Source organism: Mycolicibacterium baixiangningiae (assembly GCF_016313185.1).
GTDB lineage: Bacteria > Actinomycetota > Actinomycetes > Mycobacteriales > Mycobacteriaceae > Mycobacterium > Mycobacterium baixiangningiae.
The window spans coordinates 478558-496598 of the sequence record NZ_CP066218.1 but is presented as its reverse complement, the minus strand read 5'-3'; the positions used below and the strand labels follow the sequence as shown (position 1 = coordinate 496598).

Annotated in this window: 14 protein-coding genes and 1 pseudogene; 2 read left to right on the top strand and 13 right to left on the bottom strand. The window is 70.7% G+C overall.

Annotation, left to right across the window (positions count from 1 at the left end; genetic code table 11):
- Positions 1–8 precede the first annotated feature (8 nt).
- Both I7X18_RS02315 and I7X18_RS02310 read left to right on the top strand, forming a co-directional pair.
- Positions 9–1205: an alpha/beta hydrolase family protein gene (locus I7X18_RS02315; RefSeq protein WP_193044746.1), complete on the top strand. Its 1197-nt coding sequence runs from the start codon at positions 9–11 to the stop codon at positions 1203–1205.
- A 4-nt stretch (positions 1206–1209) separates the two neighbouring features.
- Positions 1210–2190, top strand: a complete 981-nt coding sequence (locus I7X18_RS02310) for an L-lactate dehydrogenase (RefSeq protein WP_193044747.1) — start codon at positions 1210–1212, stop codon at positions 2188–2190.
- Here the strand turns inward: I7X18_RS02310 and eccE are convergent.
- The 13 genes and pseudogenes from eccE to I7X18_RS02245 all read right to left on the bottom strand — a co-directional run bounded on the left by eccE (position 2176) and on the right by I7X18_RS02245 (position 18005).
- Positions 2176–3129, bottom strand: a complete 954-nt coding sequence (gene eccE, locus I7X18_RS02305; protein WP_193044748.1) for a type VII secretion protein EccE — start codon at positions 3127–3129, stop codon at positions 2176–2178. The two genes, I7X18_RS02310 and eccE, sit on opposite strands and share 15 nt — an antisense overlap.
- Positions 3126–4496 (bottom strand): type VII secretion-associated serine protease mycosin, encoded by a 1371-nt coding sequence (gene mycP / locus I7X18_RS02300; RefSeq protein ID WP_193044749.1) that lies wholly within the window; start codon positions 4494–4496, stop codon positions 3126–3128. Before mycP ends, eccE begins: the two co-directional genes overlap by 4 nt.
- Positions 4493–5908 (bottom strand): type VII secretion integral membrane protein EccD, encoded by a 1416-nt coding sequence (gene eccD / locus I7X18_RS02295; protein ID WP_193044750.1) that lies wholly within the window; start codon positions 5906–5908, stop codon positions 4493–4495. The genes mycP and eccD overlap by 4 nt, the downstream gene beginning before the upstream one ends.
- Positions 5890–6780 (bottom strand): ESX secretion-associated protein EspG, encoded by an 891-nt coding sequence (locus tag I7X18_RS02290; RefSeq protein WP_193044751.1) that lies wholly within the window; start codon positions 6778–6780, stop codon positions 5890–5892. The genes eccD and I7X18_RS02290 overlap by 19 nt, the downstream gene beginning before the upstream one ends.
- 24 nt (positions 6781–6804) lie before the next feature.
- The gene (locus I7X18_RS02285; protein ID WP_193044752.1) at positions 6805–7092 is read right to left on the bottom strand and encodes a WXG100 family type VII secretion target; all 288 of its coding nucleotides are present in this window, start codon (positions 7090–7092) and stop codon (positions 6805–6807) included.
- 38 nt (positions 7093–7130) lie between these two features.
- The gene (esxG, locus tag I7X18_RS02280) at positions 7131–7424 is read right to left on the bottom strand and encodes a type VII secretion system protein EsxG (RefSeq protein WP_193044753.1); all 294 of its coding nucleotides are present in this window, start codon (positions 7422–7424) and stop codon (positions 7131–7133) included.
- 49 nt (positions 7425–7473) lie between these two features.
- Positions 7474–9051 (bottom strand): PPE family protein, encoded by a 1578-nt coding sequence (locus I7X18_RS02275; protein WP_193044754.1) that lies wholly within the window; start codon positions 9049–9051, stop codon positions 7474–7476.
- Positions 9052–9120: 69 nt separating this feature from the next.
- Positions 9121–9429 (bottom strand): PE family protein, encoded by a 309-nt coding sequence (locus I7X18_RS02270; RefSeq protein WP_193044755.1) that lies wholly within the window; start codon positions 9427–9429, stop codon positions 9121–9123.
- Positions 9429–13382, bottom strand: coding sequence for a type VII secretion protein EccCa (gene eccCa / locus I7X18_RS02265; RefSeq protein ID WP_193044756.1), 3954 nt, complete (start codon positions 13380–13382; stop codon positions 9429–9431). Before eccCa ends, I7X18_RS02270 begins: the two co-directional genes overlap by 1 nt.
- Entirely contained in the window at positions 13379–14911 is a 1533-nt protein-coding gene (eccB, locus tag I7X18_RS02260; RefSeq protein ID WP_193044757.1) for a type VII secretion protein EccB, read from the bottom strand. Before eccB ends, eccCa begins: the two co-directional genes overlap by 4 nt.
- Complete coding sequence (eccA, locus tag I7X18_RS02255; RefSeq protein WP_193044758.1) at positions 14908–16740, bottom strand: type VII secretion AAA-ATPase EccA; 1833 nt, start codon at positions 16738–16740, stop codon at positions 14908–14910. The genes eccB and eccA overlap by 4 nt, the downstream gene beginning before the upstream one ends.
- Positions 16741–16935: 195 nt before the next feature.
- Positions 16936–17075 (bottom strand): annotated as a pseudogene (locus tag I7X18_RS30030) (class I SAM-dependent methyltransferase); the annotation flags it as partial.
- An 18-nt stretch (positions 17076–17093) separates the two neighbouring features.
- Positions 17094–18005, bottom strand: a complete 912-nt coding sequence (locus tag I7X18_RS02245; protein ID WP_193044759.1) for an oxygenase MpaB family protein — start codon at positions 18003–18005, stop codon at positions 17094–17096.
- Between the last annotated feature and the right edge of the window lie 36 nt (positions 18006–18041).

The window sequence follows — 18041 nt, the reverse complement described above, 5'->3', positions numbered from 1 at the left end:
CGGCTCCGATGACACCATCCGCCGACCCGGTCGACCCACCCGTCCCACTGCCCGACGTGGCCGGCGGCGATGCCGGTGGGCGCGGGCTGCCGCGACGCGGCGACCTCACGCTGCGCCAGCGCCTGATCGTCGACTCCTCTGCCGCCGCCGACATCGTCTTGCGCACCGGTGTCGCCTCGATGGTGGGGGCGGCGATGCTGCCGTCGGTCATCGCCTCCGCGCTGCGGCCGTCCACCACCCGGGCCGAGGCCGACCGCTTGCGGTTCTACGGCGAACTGGCCGCCGCCCAGGATCCGGAACTGTCGTATCCGGCGCCGACCGAGCCGCCCCGCATCTCCTCGCGGCCGGCCAACCCGGTCGCCGAGTGGACGGCGCACGGCCGCGTCCACAACATCCGGTTCCGCAGCGGTTTCGAGGCGGTCAACCCGGCGCTGCGTGACCAGTGCCGTGGTTTCACGCGAAACAACGTCGTTCACGCGCAGCACTGGCGCCATGACGACGGACCGCGTCCGACGCTGTGCGTCATCCACGGGTTCATGGGGTCGGCATACCTGTTCAACGGCCAATTCCTGTCGCTGCCCTGGTTTTACCGGTCCGGTTACGACGTCCTGCTGTACACGCTGCCGTTCCATGGTCAGCGCGCCGAAAAGTATTCTCCCTACAGCGGATACGGCTACTTCGCCAACGGGTTCGCCGGCTTCGCCGAGGCCATGGCCCAGGCCGTCCACGATTTCCGGTCCCTCGTCGATTATCTGGAATTCACCGGCGTCGACCGGGTCGCGGTCACCGGGATCTCACTGGGCGGGTTCACCTCGGCACTGCTGGCATGCGTGGACGACAGAATCCAGGCCGTCATCCCCAATGTGCCGGTGGTGACCCCCGACCGCACGGTCGACGAATGGTTCCCCGCCAACAAGCTGGTGGCGCTCAACCGGCAGATCGCCGGGGTGGATCCGGAACTCGAAGCGGCCGCGTCACGCTACCCCTCACCCCTGAACTATCCGCCGCTGGTGGCTCGGGACCGCCGGCTGATCATCACCGGCCTCGGCGACCGGTTGGCCCCGCCGCAGCAGGCCGAACTGCTGTGGGAGCACTGGGATCGGTGTGCGTTCCACTGGTTCCCGGGTAACCATCTCCTGCACGTCAGCCAGCCGGATTATCTTCGCCGGATGACGCGCTTCCTGCGTGACTTCATGTTCGACTGACGACGTGACCCTCTCCTCGCCCACAGCACCGAACCCCAACGCCCGGTCACCGAAGGTGTCGATCATCGGTGCGGGCAGTGTGGGCACCGCGATCGCCTATGCCTGCCTGATCCGTGGTTCCGCCGGGTCGCTGATGCTCTACGACACCAACGCGGCCAAGCTGCATGCCGAGGTCCTCGACCTGAACCACGGCAGCCAGTTCGTTCCCGAATGCACGGTCGGCGGATCCGACGACATCGCCGTCACGGCCGACTCCGCGGTGGTTGTCGTCACCGCCGGCGCCAAACAGCACCCCGGGCAGAGCCGGCTCGACCTCGCGGCCGCCAACGTGGCGATGGCGCAGAGCATGACTCCGCAACTCCTCGCGCAGTCGCCGAACGCGGTGATCCTGTTCGTCACCAATCCGGTCGACGTGGTGACCTACGCGGCGGCCAACGCGGTCGATGCCGCACCGGGACAGATCCTCGGCACCGGAACCGTGCTCGACTCCAGCCGGTTCCGCTACCTCGTGGCGCAACGCGCGGCCGTCGCCGTCGCGAACGTGCACGCCTTCGTCGTCGGTGAACACGGCGACTCGGAAATCCCGCTCTGGTCAACGCTTTCCATCGGCGGTGTCCGCGCCGATGCGTACTACGTGGACGGCCGCCCGGTCTTCGACGGAACGACGCGCGACGCCGTCACCGCAGGTGTGATCAACGCCGCCTACGAGATCATCGCGGGCAAGGGTGCCACGAACCTCGCCATCGGCCTGGCGACGGCGCGGATCGTGGAAGCGATCGTCGGCGATGAGCACCGTGTGCTGCCGGTGTCGGCAGTGCAGTCCGGCGCCTACGACCTCACCGGCGTCGCGCTCTCGCTGCCCACCGTCGTGTCGGCCGCCGGCGCGGGGCGCGTCCTGGAAGTGGCGCTCGCCCCGGACGAACTCGACGGGCTGCGACGGTCGGCGCAGACGCTGCGGGCCGTCCAGCGGTCACTGGGTGTCTGACGCGGCGGCTTCGACGAGTTCCGGCGTCGGCCGCCGGTCGACCGGCCACGTCAGCCGGCCCAGGACATCCGCGGCGACCGATGCGGGCCGGCCCTCGAGCCGCTCGACCGACAGCGGATGCAGCGCCTCGACCGCGGGACGGTGCCTGCCACGCTGGGGTGTCAGACCCGGCAGCGGGCCGCGGGCCTGCGGCCGGTCCTCGGTGCGCAGCGCGCATCCCACGCTCACCTCGGGATGCCGTGGCGTTCCGGTGATGTCGATGGCGGTCCACGTCTCCGAGGACGGCTGGGCGGCCACCGCGGCGAGGGTGTCGACCAGCTGTTCGCCGGCCGTCACCCGGTACGCCGCGACATACCCGTCGTCGCTGCGCAGCCCGCGCCACGTCTCCCGCACCGACTGCGGGAAAGGCGAGTCGGTGTCGTCGACGGGGGTGACCGTCCAGCCCAGTTCACGCAGGTGATCGGTGAGCCTGCGGGCCGCGATCTCCGTGGTCTCATGCAGCGGCAGCCGGGCGGACCGGGCACGCAGCGCGGCCAGATTCTCGGCCGCCCCGACGGTCAGCGCGATCCACGTCGTCCGCTCACCGGCGACATCTCTGCTGACGACCCGCACCTTGTGCGCGCGCACCCCGTAGCGGTCGACGTAGCCGGCGAGCAGCGGCAGCGGCAGATCCCCCGACGGTGCCGCGTCCACGCGCAGCGCCACCGTGGCGAACTGCTCCGGCGCGCGGCGGGGGTGGCCGCCGCGCCGGTTGCGGACGAGGATCGCGACGCGGCGGCGCGCGATGTCGGTGACGAAAAGTCCCCGCCACCAAGCGAAGAGCACCACGACCGCGACGATCGCCACGCCGAGCAGCCACCGGTCCGCGGTGGACCGCCACGGGTAGGCCAGCGCCGCCGGTATGACGAACAGCAGCGCCAACGTGATCCTGGCCGTCATGAGGCCTCGTCCTTTCGTCGTCGGGCCGCCACCACGGCGGCGAGCACCGTGAGGGCGAGCGCCGCGGTGCCGATCAGGGCAACGGTCCGGGGCATGGGGTCGGTTTCCGGCGGAACCGGGGGTGCCGCAACGGGTTTCGCATTCACGGTCGCCACCGGATCGGCGGGGATCTGCCAGGTCAGCGCGGCGACCGGGTCGACGCTGCCCGCACCCACCACATTCGACGGTGACCGCGGACCGCCGTGGGCGGTCGCCGTGAGGCGCTGCACCACCTGCTCGGCGGTGAGGTCAGGGAACCTGCTGCGCACCAACGCCGCGACACCCGAGACGTAGGCGGCTGCGTAACTCGTTCCGTTGACCGGGAACAGTTCGTTGCGGTCGTTGGGCAGGCCGTTGACGAGTCCACCGCCCGGGCCGTTGCCGACCGACGCGATGCTCTCCCCCGGCGCGGCGATACCGACCCACGGGCCGGACATGCTGAATTCGGATGGCTGCCCCGCGGTGGTCAGCGATCCCACGGACAGGACGTACGGCTGCCACCAGGAGGGGATCGACACGGACGTGACCCCGCCCCAGTTGCGCGGGTCGTCCGGACGGCTGAGGTCTGCAGGCGGATTGGCTTCGCACGCCGACCCGGTGCTCATGCCTGCGCGGTTGTTACCCGCCGCCGCGACGATCACCGCATCCTTCTCGCGGGCCGCGTACCGCAGCGCCGCACCGAGTTCGGTCTGGTCGACGTTCTTGTTGGCGGGCAGGCAGCTCACGACCGAGATGTTGATGACGCGCGCACCGAGATCCGCGGCACGCACGACCGCGCGGGCGAGACTCGCGACGTCGGCCGCGGCACGGGACACCACGGGGTCCTCCCCCGGGTTCACCGGTGAGAACCGCGGCGAGTTCTGCCGGATCGAGACGATCCGCGCGCCGGGCGCCACGCCGGAGAAACCGTCGTCACCGGGCCGGCCGGCGATCAGTCCGGCGACCAGCGTGCCGTGCCCGTCGCAGTCGGTGAGCCCGTCGGTCGAGGCGAGGAAGTCCCCACCCGGTTCGACGTCGGGCAGCCGTGGGCCCGGTGTGACGCCGGTGTCGATGACCGCAACGGTCTGGCCCTCCCCGCGGCTGTGCTGCCACGCGTCGGACAGGTTGAGCGCCAGCTGGTTCGGGCTGACCGCACCCGGGTCACTGCCCGGTAGCACGCCGCCGACGACGCACTCACCGCGCTGCGCCATCGGCTGCACCGGTCCGGCGCTGCCCGACGGTGGACGCGTGCCGGGCTCCACCTGCGGCGGGCTCACCGCCACCGCGGGCGGCGCACCGAGCAGCGCGACCGCACCGGTGACGGCCAGCAGGGCGAGGGGTCGGATCACCTGTTGAGCACCCAGCTGAACAGCCCGACGAGGAAGGCCATCACGGGGATCAGCGACGCGTCGACACCCGCCGCGGCGAAGCCGACGAGGCGCCGCATGGGCAGCGAGTACGTCTCGGGTGAGGCGATCGAGGGGTTGAGGGCGACGACGATCCAGACCACGGCCAGCACGGCCGCGGCGGCCAGCGACCACCAGGCGGCGTCGAACCGCTCGGTGGCGGCGAACATCACGAGCAGCACGACGGTCAGCAGGAGGGGGTGGGCCAGCAGCCACGCTTTGCAGGGCGCCGAATCCCACACCCGGGCGCGCAGCACGGCACCGGCCGCCGCGGCCACCACCACGTACCACGCCCAGCGCGACACGTCCTGCTGCCCGACCAGCACAACGGATCCCGTCACGCTGAGCAGCACCCCCGCCGCCAGGAACCCGGTCTGGTGTGACTGGCTCATCTGCACGCGGCGCGGCAGGTCCTCGAGCACCCGAAGTGGTTGCGCCGACGGTGTCGGGTCACCGGGCGCGGGAATCACCGGCAGCGGGAACCGCGCCCACATCGCCGACAACTGTGCGGCCTGCACGGTCACCAGCAGGCCGATGAGGATGAGCACGCAGCCCAGCACGGTCTCCGACAGCGCCCACACCGACGCCACGGCGGCGGTCAGCAGCACCCCGAAACCCGTTGCGGCGGCGGTGGTGAACAGCGCGACCGCACGATCCCCGGTGGTCAGGCTGATCACCGACCAGGCGGTGACGCCCGCGGCTGCGAGGAGGATCTGCGCGGCGCCGAAGTCGCCGGGCACCGCGAGCGCGAACGCGGCGGCCACCGGCGGCAGCGCGACGATCGCCAGGGCGCTGGCGAGGGCGGGTGCGGCGGCGCGGCTGAGCAGCGCTGCGAGCACCGCCGCGATCGCCACCGCGCAGACGACGAACAGGCCGAGGGCAGCCCCGGTCACGATCCGGTGCGCCACGCTCAGTCCGGTCGCGGCCAGGACCAGACCCAGCACCGCGAATGCCGCAGCCCGCTTGATGTGCGAAGGGCCCCAGCGCTTCTCCTGCGCGGCGGAGAAGATCACCGCCGCGTCCGCGATGTCTTCGACGATCCGCGGCGCGGAAGGTCCGGCGGGCACCGGTTGCAGCGCCAGCAGGTCACCGTCGACCACACCGACCGTGTCCAACGTCGCGTCGAGGCTGAACGGCGCACCGCCGATGGGCGCCAGGCTCAGCCTCGCCGGTTGGGCCGCGGAGTCGTCGCCGTCCTCGCCGTCGTCGTGCGGGCGCGCCATACGCTGCACCGCAGGCAGGATCTCGCGCAGCGGCAGGTCGGCCGGCAGCGCCATCTCGGTCAGCCGGCCGCCGTCGTCGCCACCGGCGAGTACGGCCACCCGCACGATCGGCATCACAGTGTTGTCGGACATTGTCGTGTTCTCGGTTCTCTCGTGTTGTGGTCGTCGCGGTGTCGGGAGTCGAAATCTCGAGTGAGGTGCAGGTCGGGAAACCACGCCCCGCTGGGCAGGGATCCGGTCAGCCGTTCGACGGCCGCGGCGATGGCGAACGGGGTGCCGGGCGTGAACGTCGACACCCACTCGCCGTCGAATGCCCTGGCCGGGCTCACCAGCACCCGGCCCTCGGTGGTGTCGACGATGCTCACGCCGACCTGGGCGCTGACCCGGTGACCGTCGCGGTGCTCGCCGGCCACGATCTCGACGTAGGTCCGCGTGACGTCGAACGCCGCCTCGACGACGGGTCGCGCCGACGGCGGGATGCCGAGGAATTCGAGCACCTCCGCCAGCGGCGTGCCCTGCCGGATCCGCTCGTCCGCGCGGGCGCCCACGTCGGTCGGCAGTGTGAACTCGGCGAACCGGGCCGGCGGACGCTGCGAGAGCCCCGCGCACAGCACCGGCACCAGCGCGTGCGGATGGTCGATGTTCATGCGGGTGAACGTGACCAGGGAGCCGCTGCGCAACGCGACGACCGTCTGTCCGCCGCGGCGCGCCACCACACCGCGCAGAAGTCCACCGCGGCCGGATACGAACCGCAGGTCCAGCCACTGCTCGGCGCGACACACCACCCGGACCCAGTCGGCGACCCTGGCGTCGACCACCCCGTCACCGGACAGCACCCCGAGCGATTCGAGCGCAGCCGCCGTCTCGGCGGTGAACGCCGCGCGGTCCGCCTCGCGGCTGTACGGCGGGGTGATCGCCAGCACCCAGGGCAGCGACCCGGCCCCGATGGTGTCGGCGACGAACCACGCCTGGGCGGCGGTCAGCTCAACGGCGTTGGGACCCACTGCACCCGATGCCCGCCCGCGGGGTCAGCCCCACTTGGCGCCCTCCGCCTGATCGCGGGCGCCCATCGACATGGTGTTCATCTCGTGGGTGCTCGCCATCGCCCGGTAGGCGCGGACCAGTTCCTCGAGGCTGGCGTTCCACTGGGCCTGCCAGGCCTGGTAGGTGGTGGCGGTGTCGCCCTGCCAGGCGCCCGCCAGCGCGGCCTGCTCACTGGCGATGTCGGCGCCGACGGCGTGCATCGCGCCTGCGTAGCTGGACATCTCGCCCGCGTGGGCCACCATCGCCGGGTAGTTGTACATGATCTGGGACATGTTGGTCTCCTCAGTCTTTCGCGTGTACGTCTCGGCGGTCAGATGGCGGTGTAGGTGCTGGCGGCGGCCGCGTCTTCGGCCACGTAGGTGCCGGCCGCGTCACCCAGGTTGACCTGGGCGATGTCGAGCAGGGCGTTGATCTTCGCCGAGACCTCGATGAAGCGGGCGTGGGCGGCCTGGAAGGCGGCCGATGCCTCGCCCATGTGGAAGGCCTGGGAGGACTGTGCGGCCTGCTCGGCCTGGGCCATGGTGCTTCGCATCAGCGCGGCCTTGGCGCCGAAGGCCGCCTCGGAGGCGACGATCTGGGGGATGTGGGCGTCGAGCATGCTCATGGTTGTTCCTTTCGACGTGCGGAAAGCTGCTGGGGCACTGAATGTCTGGTCAGGTGCGCGGTCCCCCCTCCGGATCGGCGCCGGACGACGGCTCGCCGTCGGGGTCCCACGTGCCGGGCAGCATGGGGCTGACCGGCCCCGTGCCGAACGCGTCCGGGGACAGCGTCGTCAGCCCGGTCGCCCGCGCATCCGCCGCGCCGGGTGTGGTGCCGGTGAACCCCATCGGGCCCGCACCGCGCGTCGACGCCGCCACCCGGGGCTCGTCGACCGGCGGCTCGTCGGGGTCGTCCTCGTAATCCATGTAGGCGTCGGCGTATCCGCGGCCCTTGACCTCGGCGACCTTGCGGCGCCTGCGCTTTCGCCGGGCGGCCGCCGAGGCCGCCGCCGCGGCCGCTGCTGCGGCCGGGATGTCGGAGGCCGGCGCTTTGGCGCTGGCGGAGTCGCGCAGCGTCGGCGTGAACCCCTCGCCCGGATCGCCACCCCGCACCGCATACGGCACCAGGGGTGCGGCCGCCGGCGCGGCGGGGGCGGGGGCGGCCGGGGTGGCCGCTGAACTGCCGGCCGGCGCCGGGGCGGGCGCCGCGGGGGCACCTGCGGGCACACCGGCCACCGGGAACGCCTGCTGCTGCTCGGGCCGGGGCATCTGCGCGGGTGCCGACGATTCCGGCTGCGGGGCAGGCGCTTCCACCAGTTCGGGTTTGAGTGCGTCGATGATCAACACCAGCCCGGCGATGCCGAGGGGGATGAGCGCGGCGAGCAGGAACGGCGAGGCCAGGATCAGACCCCACGTCGGCCAGCCAACGAGGTTGGTGAACACCTGGTAGGCCAGGGCCTGGAGGAGCGGACCCCACGTCACCAGTGCGGCCGACGGGTCGGTGATGAAATCGTTGAGCAGCGTCTGCAGGTTGCCCAGGGGATCCCGCAGGAAGTCGATGATCGAATCGCCCCCGGGGACACTGCGGAGGTAGTCCTCGAGCAACTGGTTGATGCTCTCGGAGATGTTGAGTGCCGAACCGGATTCGCTCGCCTGGGCCTGTGCCCCGAACTGCTGCACCGACGCCATCGCCTGGCCCGCCTCACCGACGCCGGGAACCAGCAGGAAGGGTGCGGGCGACGTCGTCGGGGTAGCGGCCACCGCGGCGCCGGCGACGGCCTGGTAGGTGCTCATGCTCGTGGCGGCCTGGATCCACATCCGCACGTAGTCGGCTTCGGTGACGGCGATCGGGATGGTGTTGATGCCGAGGAAGTTCGTCGCGAGCAGCACTGCGTGGGTGGCGTGGTTGGCGGCGAGCTCGGGCAGCGTCGGCATGGTCGCCAGCGCCGTCGTGTAGGCGACGGCCGCCGTTTCGTGCTGCGCCGCCGTCGCCGCGCTGTTCGCACTGGCCTGCGCCAGCCACGCCAGGTACGGGGTGTGCGCCGCGACGTACCGCTCGGCACTTGGCCCTTCCCACACTCCGGCCTGGACGGCGCTGAGCACACTGGTCAATTCCGCCGCGGCCGAGGCGTATTCGGCGCTCAGCGACTGCCATGCCCCCGCTGCGGCCAGCAGCGACCCGGGTCCGGGGCCGCTGGACAGCAGCGCCGAGTGGACCTCGGGTGGCAGGGCCATCCAGATGGGGGCGGTCATGACGGGGCGAGCGGAGCGACGGGGGAAAACATCGCCAGGGCGAGCGGAGCGACGGGGGAATTGACCATGTCAGCCGCGGGCGATCAGGTACGCGGACGCGTTCTGTGCGTCGCCGCCGGCGTAGCTCGCACCGGACTGGCCGACACCGACGCCGGACCGGCCGAGTTCGGTGACGCCCTGGGTGGCGAGGGCCTCGTGGCGGCCGCCGTTGGCGCTCAGGCCGGCGGCGGTCTGCAGCGAGACGGGATCGGCCGCGGGCGGCAGGACCACCCCGATCAACGGTGCGGCGGCGGCGTGCGCGGACGCCAGCCGGGCGGTCAGCGCCTCGACCGCGGCGCTGGCGGCGGTGAGGCCTTCAGGGACGACGCGAAGGGTCATCAGCGGTAGTCCTTTCCATGGGTGCGGGTCGAGCCGGCAGACTCGGCCACAAGCGGATTGACGAGCTGGACAAACGTCGGGGTGTCGCTGTCGCCGAGCAGCAGCGCCCGGCCCGCGGGCAGCCGGCTGAACCGGTGGCCGCGCAGTTTGCCGCTGTCCTGCGGGTTGCCGGATAACATCAGTGTGGTCGCCTGCAGGTCGTTGAGCCTGCGCAGCAGCGGTGCGGTCATCACCGCGTGCGCCGATCCGGTCGCCCTGGCAGTCACGATCACCCGAAGCCCGAGATCGCCTGCCTGCGAGAGCAGCCCGATCAGCGGTGTCCACGGCCGCTGCCCCACGTAAGGTCCGCTGACGGCGGGCCCGTCCGGAATCTGGTCGACGTCGTCGATGATCAGATAGTGGGTGTGGCCGCGATAGTTCCACTCGCGCAACTGCTCGGGGGTCAAACCGACCGGCGGACGGCGCTTTTCAATCAGCGCCGACAACCCGAGCATCGCCGGGGTGATGCGGTCGATGTTCGCGGTGTACTCGTTGTCGGCGAACAGCGGTTCGTCGACCAGTTGCAGGCGCCGGTCGATGACGGTGAACGCGACGTCGTCGGCGCCCGAGTTCTCCCGCACCGTGCGGATGATGTGGCGCAGCAGAGTCGTCTTACCGGATCGGTTGTCCCCGAACACCATCACCAGCGGGTTGTGCGCGAAGTCCAGGACGACGGGGGCGAGGTCCTCCTCGCGCTGACCGATGACGACCCGGTCGGGCCCCGGGTACAGCGGCCCGAGCGCGTCGGGCGCCAGTTCGTGCGGCAGCAGCCGCACCGGGGGTGCGCTCTGCTCGGGGAACCGCGCGTTGATGGTGGGGATGAGTTCGAAGGCGGGCGTGGCGAACAGGAAGTGCTCGGCGGCCATCGTCAACCCGCGACCGGGCTGGCCGGCGGGCACGCTGTCGGCGGGGCGGCGCAGGGCGCCGACGATCCGCACGTTGCTGTCGTGGCTGTCGTGCAGTTTGAGTTCGAGCCGCAACCCCAGCCCGTCGCGCATATTGAGCGGCACCTCGAGCCAGTTGGGTGTGGTGATGACGACGTGGATGCCGTACGCCAGACCCGAGTTCACCAACTCGGTCACCTTGTTCAGCAACGGGTTACGCGTGTTGAAGGTGTCGGTGTTGTCGCGGCTGAACGCATACAGGTTGTCGATGACGAGGAACACCTCGCCGTAGCCGTCCGGGAAGGCGTCGCCGCGGGCACCACGCGCCTGCCGGGCCCGCAGCAGCTGCTCGAGCTCGCCGAAGGTGCGCCGGATCCGTTCGGGCTCCAGCGGTGTGGCGACGCTGCCGACATGCGCGAGACCGGCCATCGGGGCCAGCTTGCCGCCGCCGTAGTCGAGGCAGTAGAACGTCACGTCGCGCGGTGAGTGCAACGAAGCCGCGGACAGCATGAACGTCTGCAGCGCGGTCGATTTACCCGACTTCGGCCCACCGTGGATGACCATGTTCGCCGCCGACGAGGTGGCGTCGAACACCAGCGGATCGCGCCGCATCTCGAACGGTTTGTCGATCTCTCCGAGCGGCCACTGCCATTGCCGCGCGGGCACGGCCGAGCGCTGCAGCACCTCGACGAGCTCGATGGGCTCGTCGAGCGGGGGTAGCCACAGCTGCGGAGCCCTTGGCCCGTACTGCGCCAGTTGCCTGCCGATGGTGGTGATCAGTTTCCGTGGCGGCGCCGCCTCGACCTCGGGTTCGGCCGACGGGATGACGGTGTCCGGTTCCGGTTCCACGCGCGATGCCGTGAACAGCTGCGGTTGGGGCAGTGCCCGCACCACGATCGACTTCTCCACCCGCGGGGGATCGTAGATGCCGTCGACGTAGGTGCTGCGGAACTTGATCGGCATCGCACCCGGAGCCGGCACCAGGAAGCCCTCGCCCTTGTGCTCGCGTCCGGATTCGATGTGATAGGCGTCCTCGACCCCGATGATCTGGCGAGAGATGCTGGGGCTGGCCACTTTCAGACCGATGCGGTAGGAGGTGTTCTTGTCGATGTCCTTGATCTTGCCGACGTCGAGGGTCTGCGAGGCGAACAGGATGTGGATCCGGAACGAGCGGCCTTTGCGGGCCACGTAGTCGAACAGGTCGGCGTACTCGGGGTGGTCGGCGAGCATCAGGGTGAACTCGTCGGCGACCACGAACAGCGTGGGCAGGGGCGCCAGGTCATGGCCCGCCGCGATGGCGGCCTCGTACTCGGTGACCGAGTTGAACGCGCTGCCCTGCACCCGGCGGCCGGTCTCCTTGAGCAACTGTTCACGCCGGGCGACCTCACCGCGCAGGGTGTCGGCGAACCGGTCGGCCAGCGACCGCTTCTCGGCCATGTTCGAGATGACCGCGACGACCTGCGGGAAGTCGCGGAAGATGTCGGCGCCGGCCTCACCCTTGAAGTCGGCGTAGATGACGTTCAGCCGCTCGGCGGAATGAGTCGTCAACAGCGCCAACAGGATCGACATCAGTGTCTGCGACTTGCCCGAGCCCGTCATGCCGATCATCAGGCCGTGCGGTCCCATCCCGCCCTCGGCCTCGTCCTTGAGGTCGAAGTACAGCGGCTCACCGGTCGCGGTGATGCCGATCGGCACCCGCAGTTCGTCGTCGCGGCGCCGCGGGGCCCACAGGGCGGCCACGTCGAGCGCGGATGCGTCGGGGATGTCGAGCAGCGTGGTGAAGGTCGAACCGCCGGTGGTGGTAGAGCGGGCGTGGCTCGGGTTGGAGTCCCAGCGCGACAGCCGCCGCGCGAGGTGGCTGGCGTCGGCGACGCCGAGGGTGTCCGCGGAGTCGACGTAGTGCTGCCAGCCCCCGGTCTGCCACCGTTCGATCCTGCCGTCGGCGATCCGCAGGATCGGCCGCTCCGGGTTCGAGTACTGCTCCCGGTGCGGTGCGTTCGCGACCCGGTGCACGACGGTCACGCCGACCAGGCCGGGCGTGCGGATCAGGTCGTCGATGTCGGCGTCGGGGTCGTCGACGACGACCAGCAGGTGGCGGAACGCGCGGTCGGAGTCGCCGGGGAAGGCGGGGCGGTCGGCCAGTGCCGGGGCCAGCGACGCGCGCAGTCCGGCCACGTCGGCGGACAGGTGACGGGCCGGCCCGACGCCGTCGGCTTCGCCCGCAACGTCGGTGTGCGGCAACCACTTCAGCCACGACCAGTCGTCCCCGTCGACGTCGGGGGCGGCCAGCGCCACCCCGAGAAGGCTCGGGTCGTGCCAGGTGACGGCCTGGGCGATCCAGGCCCGCAGTGCCCCGCGCACCTCGTCCGTTTCGCCGGACACGGTGATCCGCGAGACCTTCGTGATGTCGATGCCCGCCGGCGCGTCGCGCACGGTGCGCTGGACGTCGAGCAGGCCGCGCAGCGTGGTGTGCGACACCGGCTCGAGGTCGATCTCGTCGGCGGTGTCCTTCACCCGCAGCGTGGTGTCGAGCGGGGTGTCGTGCAGACCGGCGCGCAGCACCAGGAAATCGCCGTCACGCGGATCGCGTTCCCACTGCCTGCGGGTACCGGGAATCGTCGTCAGCACGTCGGGCGCCGGATGCGACCACTCCAGCGCCGCACGCTGTTCGGCGGCGTGGGCGCGCACGTTGTCGCGCACCACCGACAGGTAGCGCAGGTAGTCGGCGCGTTCGGCGTCGACCTCCTCGGTGCGCATCTTGTTGTCGCTGCCGCGGTAGAGGGCGGTCGCGGCCAGTAGCAGCACGAACGGGAAGAACAGCGTCGTCGGCGAGATGAGGCGCATGCCGGTCGCGACCAGCGCCACGATCATGCCGACGATCAGCAGCACGATCAGGTAGGGCAGTACGCGACGCAGCAGCGACGGCGGCACCAGCCGCGGCAGTTCCGGCGGCGGCTCGATGGTGATGGTGCCCTTGCGGGTCGCCGGCGGGGGCAGCCGGCGGTGCGCCTCGAAGATCAGCCGGCTCATCGGTTCTCCAGACGCGCGGGATTCGAATCGGGTGTCAGGGTGTCGTGGGCGAGCAGCGCGTCGTCACGCGACAGCGTCGGCCCGGCGGCGAACTGCGCCAGGACCGACCACGGCACGGGGACGGGCGGCGCAGAAAGGCCCAGCGCGCCGATGGTCTGGTCGTTTTCTCCCGGTTCGATGCCGTAACGCACCCCGGTGTCGCCGACCCAGAACAACGAGCCCGCCGTCGGCGATCCCGGTTCCTGGCCGACAGTCTGGACGAAGTAACCGCGCCCGGGCGCGAGCGCCACCCGGTCGGCGGTCACGCCGTTACCGGCCCCGACGAGGTCGAGCGTGCGCATCCCCTCCGGCATCGGCAGCGCCGCCCCCGACAGCACACTCAGCGAACTCTGCTCGGCGTCAGCCGGTTTCGTCCATTGGGCGCAGGTAACAGGTTCGGCTGCGGCGTCGACGACCGTGACAGGTGCCGCCGGGTAGGCATCGGCGTCGAGGAGTTGTGACACCGGCAGCCGGGACACCTGGTCGGCACCGAGGCGCGGTGGCTGGTTCAGGCCGTAGGAGTTGGTGTTGCGCAGGATCGCGGCCAGGACCTGCGAGACGGGTTGAAGTCCGTCGGGCAGCACGGCGTAGTAGCGGATCGTGTTGTCGGCCTCGAAGGCGGCGACGACGGCCCCGACGGGTGCCTCCACCGGAAGCGGGAACCGCGGCGGCGTACCGGCGTCGGGGATCGGCGGAGCGCTGAGCGCAGGCGCTTCGGGGATGGCGTTGAACAGTCCGGGCGCGATGGGCCGCGGCGCCGTCGCGGTGCCGCCGAAGCCGAGGGCGTCGGTGACAGCGCGGTTGGCCAGGTCGACCGGGCTGCGCCGGCCGTCCCACAACAGCCACGCGCCGGCGTCGTTCGACACCAGCACGGCGTGGTCGTCGGCGAGGGGTTCGGCCCGTTCACCGCCGTCGGCCACCGGGCCGCCGAGCACGGTCACCCCCGTGTTCGCACCGGAGGAGGCGTCGCACACCGTCCACTCGGCGTCACGGGAGTCGTTCTGCACCATGCGTTCCGGGGCGCCGGGGATGCCGACCAGGTTGCCGCGGGGGAACTGGTCGATCTCGCTGGTCTTGACCGTTGTCGGGTTGTCCGCCCGCCCGGCGATCAGGCGCGCCGAGGTGAGGTTGAGCACGGGGTGCAGTTGTTCGCCGATGCGCACGTAGAGCGCCGCCGTCGACCGGTCGGCCAGCACGGCGTCGGTTCCCGCGGAGCCGCCAGGACGGATCAGTGAGAAGACGAAGCACCCCGCGAGACCGGTGATGAGGATCAGCCCGCCGGTGAGGACCGCACGCGATTGGGTGCGCAACGGGTCGACGAGCATCCGGGTGTCATGCAGCGCGACGCCGGAAGCGATGCGGCGCATGACGAAACGCCATCCCGACACCTGGTGACGGGTGACGAAACCGCGGCGGTAGGTGACGCGTTCGGGATTGTCGTTGGCCGGCGTGCGCGAACTGAACGACCGCCGGTCGCCGGGGCCGGTCATGCCGACACCGTCAGCCCGAGACCGCGCAGCAGCGGTTCGGCCGACTTGCGCACGTCGTCGACGGTGATCGTCATCAGTTCCTCGTCGGTGAAGTCGTCGTTGGCCGAATGGTCGAGGCGGTACTCGCGCTCTTCCTCGGACCGCTCGACGAGGTTGCGGACGAACCGGCCGTTACCGGCGATGTCCAGGCTGCGCCGGTCGACGCCGTTGGCGTCCGGGCTCGACGATTCGGCCAGTTGGGCGAACAACTTCTCCATGTCGTCGTGGGCGGCCGGGTCGAAGACGCTGTCGCGCTTCTCGGCCATGCGCACGGCCATCTCGACGAGCTCACCCGGCGCGTAGGAGGGGAAGTCGATGCTGCGGGTGAACCGCGACCGCAGACCCTCGTTGGCGTCGAGGAACATGTCGAGGTCCTTGCGGTACCCGGCGATGATGACCACCAGGCGGTCGCGGTCGTTCTCCATCCGCGCCAGCAGCGTGTCGATGGCGACCAGCCCGAAGTCGTTCTTCGCGCCGGTCGACACCAGCGCGTACGCCTCGTCGAGAAACAACACGCCGTCGAGCGCGGAATCGATGATCGCGTTGGTCTTCGCCTCGGTCTCGCCGATGTGCTGGCCGATCAGGTCGGCGCGGTGCACCTCGCGGACGGTCTCCTTGCGCAGCATCCCCAGGCCGCAATAGATCTTGGCGACGACGCGCGCGATCGTCGTCTTACCGGTGCCGGGCGGGCCCGCGAACACCAGGTGGTTGGTGCGCTGGGCGACGGCCAGACCGCGCTCCTGGCGGCGGATGGCCATCGCCACCGAACTCTTCAGGCGCGCCACCTGGTACTTGACCTCTTCGAGCCCGATGAACTCGGCCAACTCGGCTTCGGCCTCGACGAGCAGGTGGGCCTTGCGGTCCTTGGCGCCCGGGTCGACGAAATCGGATTCGCTGGGTTCGGTCTCGGGGTCCCACGGATTGCTGCGTGCCTCGACGCGGGCCGCGGTGGTGGTCACCAGCCCGAACGTCGGATCGGTCAGCGCGGCCTCGATCTCCGCGTTCTCCGGGTTGGCCGCGTAGAGGTCCTGCAGGACTTCGGCGGCGTCCTCCTCCTCACCCTGCGCACGCAGCGTGAGGCCTTTCGCGAGCCCGCCGTCGACCGCGGCGACCGCGACCGGTCCCGCGGGTTCGGCGAGGTAGGACATCGCGGGGGCGAACATGCCGAGCCGGGCCAGGGCGATGCCGAGGGTGATCCGCACGGCGTGCGCATACGTCGCGTCGAGTGACGCATCGTTGACGACGGGAGTGAGCAGCCGGACGACATCCGACCAGCGCTGCGTGCGGTGGTGGATCGCGACGCGAAGCCAGCGGGCCTGCGGCCATCCGGGGCGCTTCTCGATCAGCTCCCCCACCAGCGCGTCGGCGTCGGCGTACGCGCCGTTGTCGCAGAGCGCAGCCGCGTAGGACAGTTGGAAGTCGTCGGGGTCGGCGGCCCGGAACTGGAGGTACAGCCCGCTGTCGTAGTGGTAGCCCAGCGCACCCGGCGCGAGTTCGACGTGCCGCTGCAGCGCACCCGCACTGCCGCGGGTCGACCAGATCGCCTCGACGACGCGAGCCGAGACGTCCCCGGCGGCGGCCAGACCGGTCCACGCGTCGCACTGTTCGTGCGCGATATGGGTCAGCGCGGCGAATCCGGTGCGGGCGGCGGGGAGGTCGGCGGGGCGCTGCCGGTCGTTGACCGTCAGGCCCAGGGCACGGCAGCAGGTGGCAAACCGGCTGACCACGTCACGGTCGACCCGGGTAGACGCGGTTCTCGGCGCTGCGAGCGTGTCAGTAGGCATTTCCATTGGTCGTTACGCGCGGGAGCACACGGCCCCCGCATTCTCCCCTTAAGTATGGCTAGGCTAACTTTCGCTGAAGTTAGCATTGCACAACCTAAGTGTCGAGACGCACGGCGGCCCGATGCCCCGGTGACCCTGCTCACCCCTTGGTTCCGCAACCAGTCGAATCGCGCTGAGCATCGCGCCGGCCTCGGGATCGGAGGCGGGCATCGGAACCGACTCCTCCACGGCAGCCCAGCAACCCGGCGCGGACAGCGCGTCGATGCCGCGAACAAGCCGTCCTGCGCGACCGCGCGTAGGTACATCAGCAACCCTTCGGCCAGCCACGCCGAGGGTCTGGCCGACGCCGCGGCGACGCGTCAGATCAGCGGGCGCCCCGTGCGGATGCGCCGATCCAGGTCCTTGAGCAGCACGTTGAACGGGAACTGCCGGACGAACCGCGGCAGGACGTGGTTGACAGTGCGCAGCACTCCGATCAGCCGGTCGAAGCTGCGCTGCCGCTCGGCATCCCACGGCAGCCGCATCTCGTCGCGGAAGCGCTGCGGTAGGAAGCCGGTGGTGATCAGCAGGGCGAGTGCTTCGTTGCGCCGCTGCAGCGGTCCGGGCAGTCTCAACCCGCGCAGCCGCGACGCCGCGATCGGATAGAGGTATTCGCGGACGGTGTCGTCGATGTGGACCTTGTCGAGCGACTCCTGCCAGTATTTGTCGAACGCCGCCCGGTCGGCGGGCCACATCTCCGGCGGCACCTGCAGTGTGGTGCCCATCGTCATGCTGTCGCGGTAGTGCTCTTCGGCGGCCTGCTCGTCCATCTCTCCGACGAACAGCCGGTAGATGTCCACCGCACCCTTGTACAGACATGCCGCCACCCACAGCTGCAGGTCTTTGTCGAAAGCGTGGTAGGACACCGGGCTTTCGTCCGTCGAGTACACCTGCGCGTGCGCCTTGTTCACCGCCCGACGGAACGCCGCCTTCTGCGCGTCGCTCCCCCGGGTTGCCACGGCCAGATAGGTGAACGTGGTGCGGGCACGTTTGACCGGATGAAGGTCGACGCGGCCGCTCTCGACGCGGCTCTCGAGCACTCCGTACCCGACGCCCGGACGGGCCAGCTGCATGATCACGTTCGCCGGGCCGGCAAGCAGCGCGACGCCCATCAAGCCGTCCTCCATGCCGGCCGCGCGGCGCGCCAGCGTGGGCGGCGGGGTGAGCGCGTCGGGATGGGCCGGTGCGCTGACCGGACGCTCGACATGCGGAAGCGGTTCCTTGACCGTCATCGGCCACCCCCGGAAAGTGAGAACGAATGTTTCCTG

What these genes read in the sequence shown, in the direction of transcription:
- I7X18_RS02270 (WP_193044755.1), bottom strand. Translation starts at nt 9,429, where the DNA reads ATGACCCTTCGCGTCGTCCCTGAAGGCCTCACCGCCGCCAGCGCCGCG.
- esxG (WP_193044753.1), bottom strand. Translation starts at nt 7,424, where the DNA reads ATGAGCATGCTCGACGCCCACATCCCCCAGATCGTCGCCTCCGAGGCG.
- I7X18_RS02285 (WP_193044752.1), bottom strand. Translation starts at nt 7,092, where the DNA reads ATGTCCCAGATCATGTACAACTACCCGGCGATGGTGGCCCACGCGGGC.
- eccD (WP_193044750.1), bottom strand. Translation starts at nt 5,908, where the DNA reads ATGTCCGACAACACTGTGATGCCGATCGTGCGGGTGGCCGTACTCGCC.
- eccCa (WP_193044756.1), bottom strand. Translation starts at nt 13,382, where the DNA reads ATGAGCCGGCTGATCTTCGAGGCGCACCGCCGGCTGCCCCCGCCGGCG.
- I7X18_RS02245 (WP_193044759.1), bottom strand. Translation starts at nt 18,005, where the DNA reads ATGACGGTCAAGGAACCGCTTCCGCATGTCGAGCGTCCGGTCAGCGCA.
- I7X18_RS02315 (WP_193044746.1), top strand. Translation starts at nt 9, where the DNA reads ATGACACCATCCGCCGACCCGGTCGACCCACCCGTCCCACTGCCCGAC.
- eccE (WP_193044748.1), bottom strand. Translation starts at nt 3,129, where the DNA reads ATGACGGCCAGGATCACGTTGGCGCTGCTGTTCGTCATACCGGCGGCG.
- I7X18_RS02275 (WP_193044754.1), bottom strand. Translation starts at nt 9,051, where the DNA reads ATGACCGCCCCCATCTGGATGGCCCTGCCACCCGAGGTCCACTCGGCG.
- eccB (WP_193044757.1), bottom strand. Translation starts at nt 14,911, where the DNA reads ATGACCGGCCCCGGCGACCGGCGGTCGTTCAGTTCGCGCACGCCGGCC.
- eccA (WP_193044758.1), bottom strand. Translation starts at nt 16,740, where the DNA reads ATGGAAATGCCTACTGACACGCTCGCAGCGCCGAGAACCGCGTCTACC.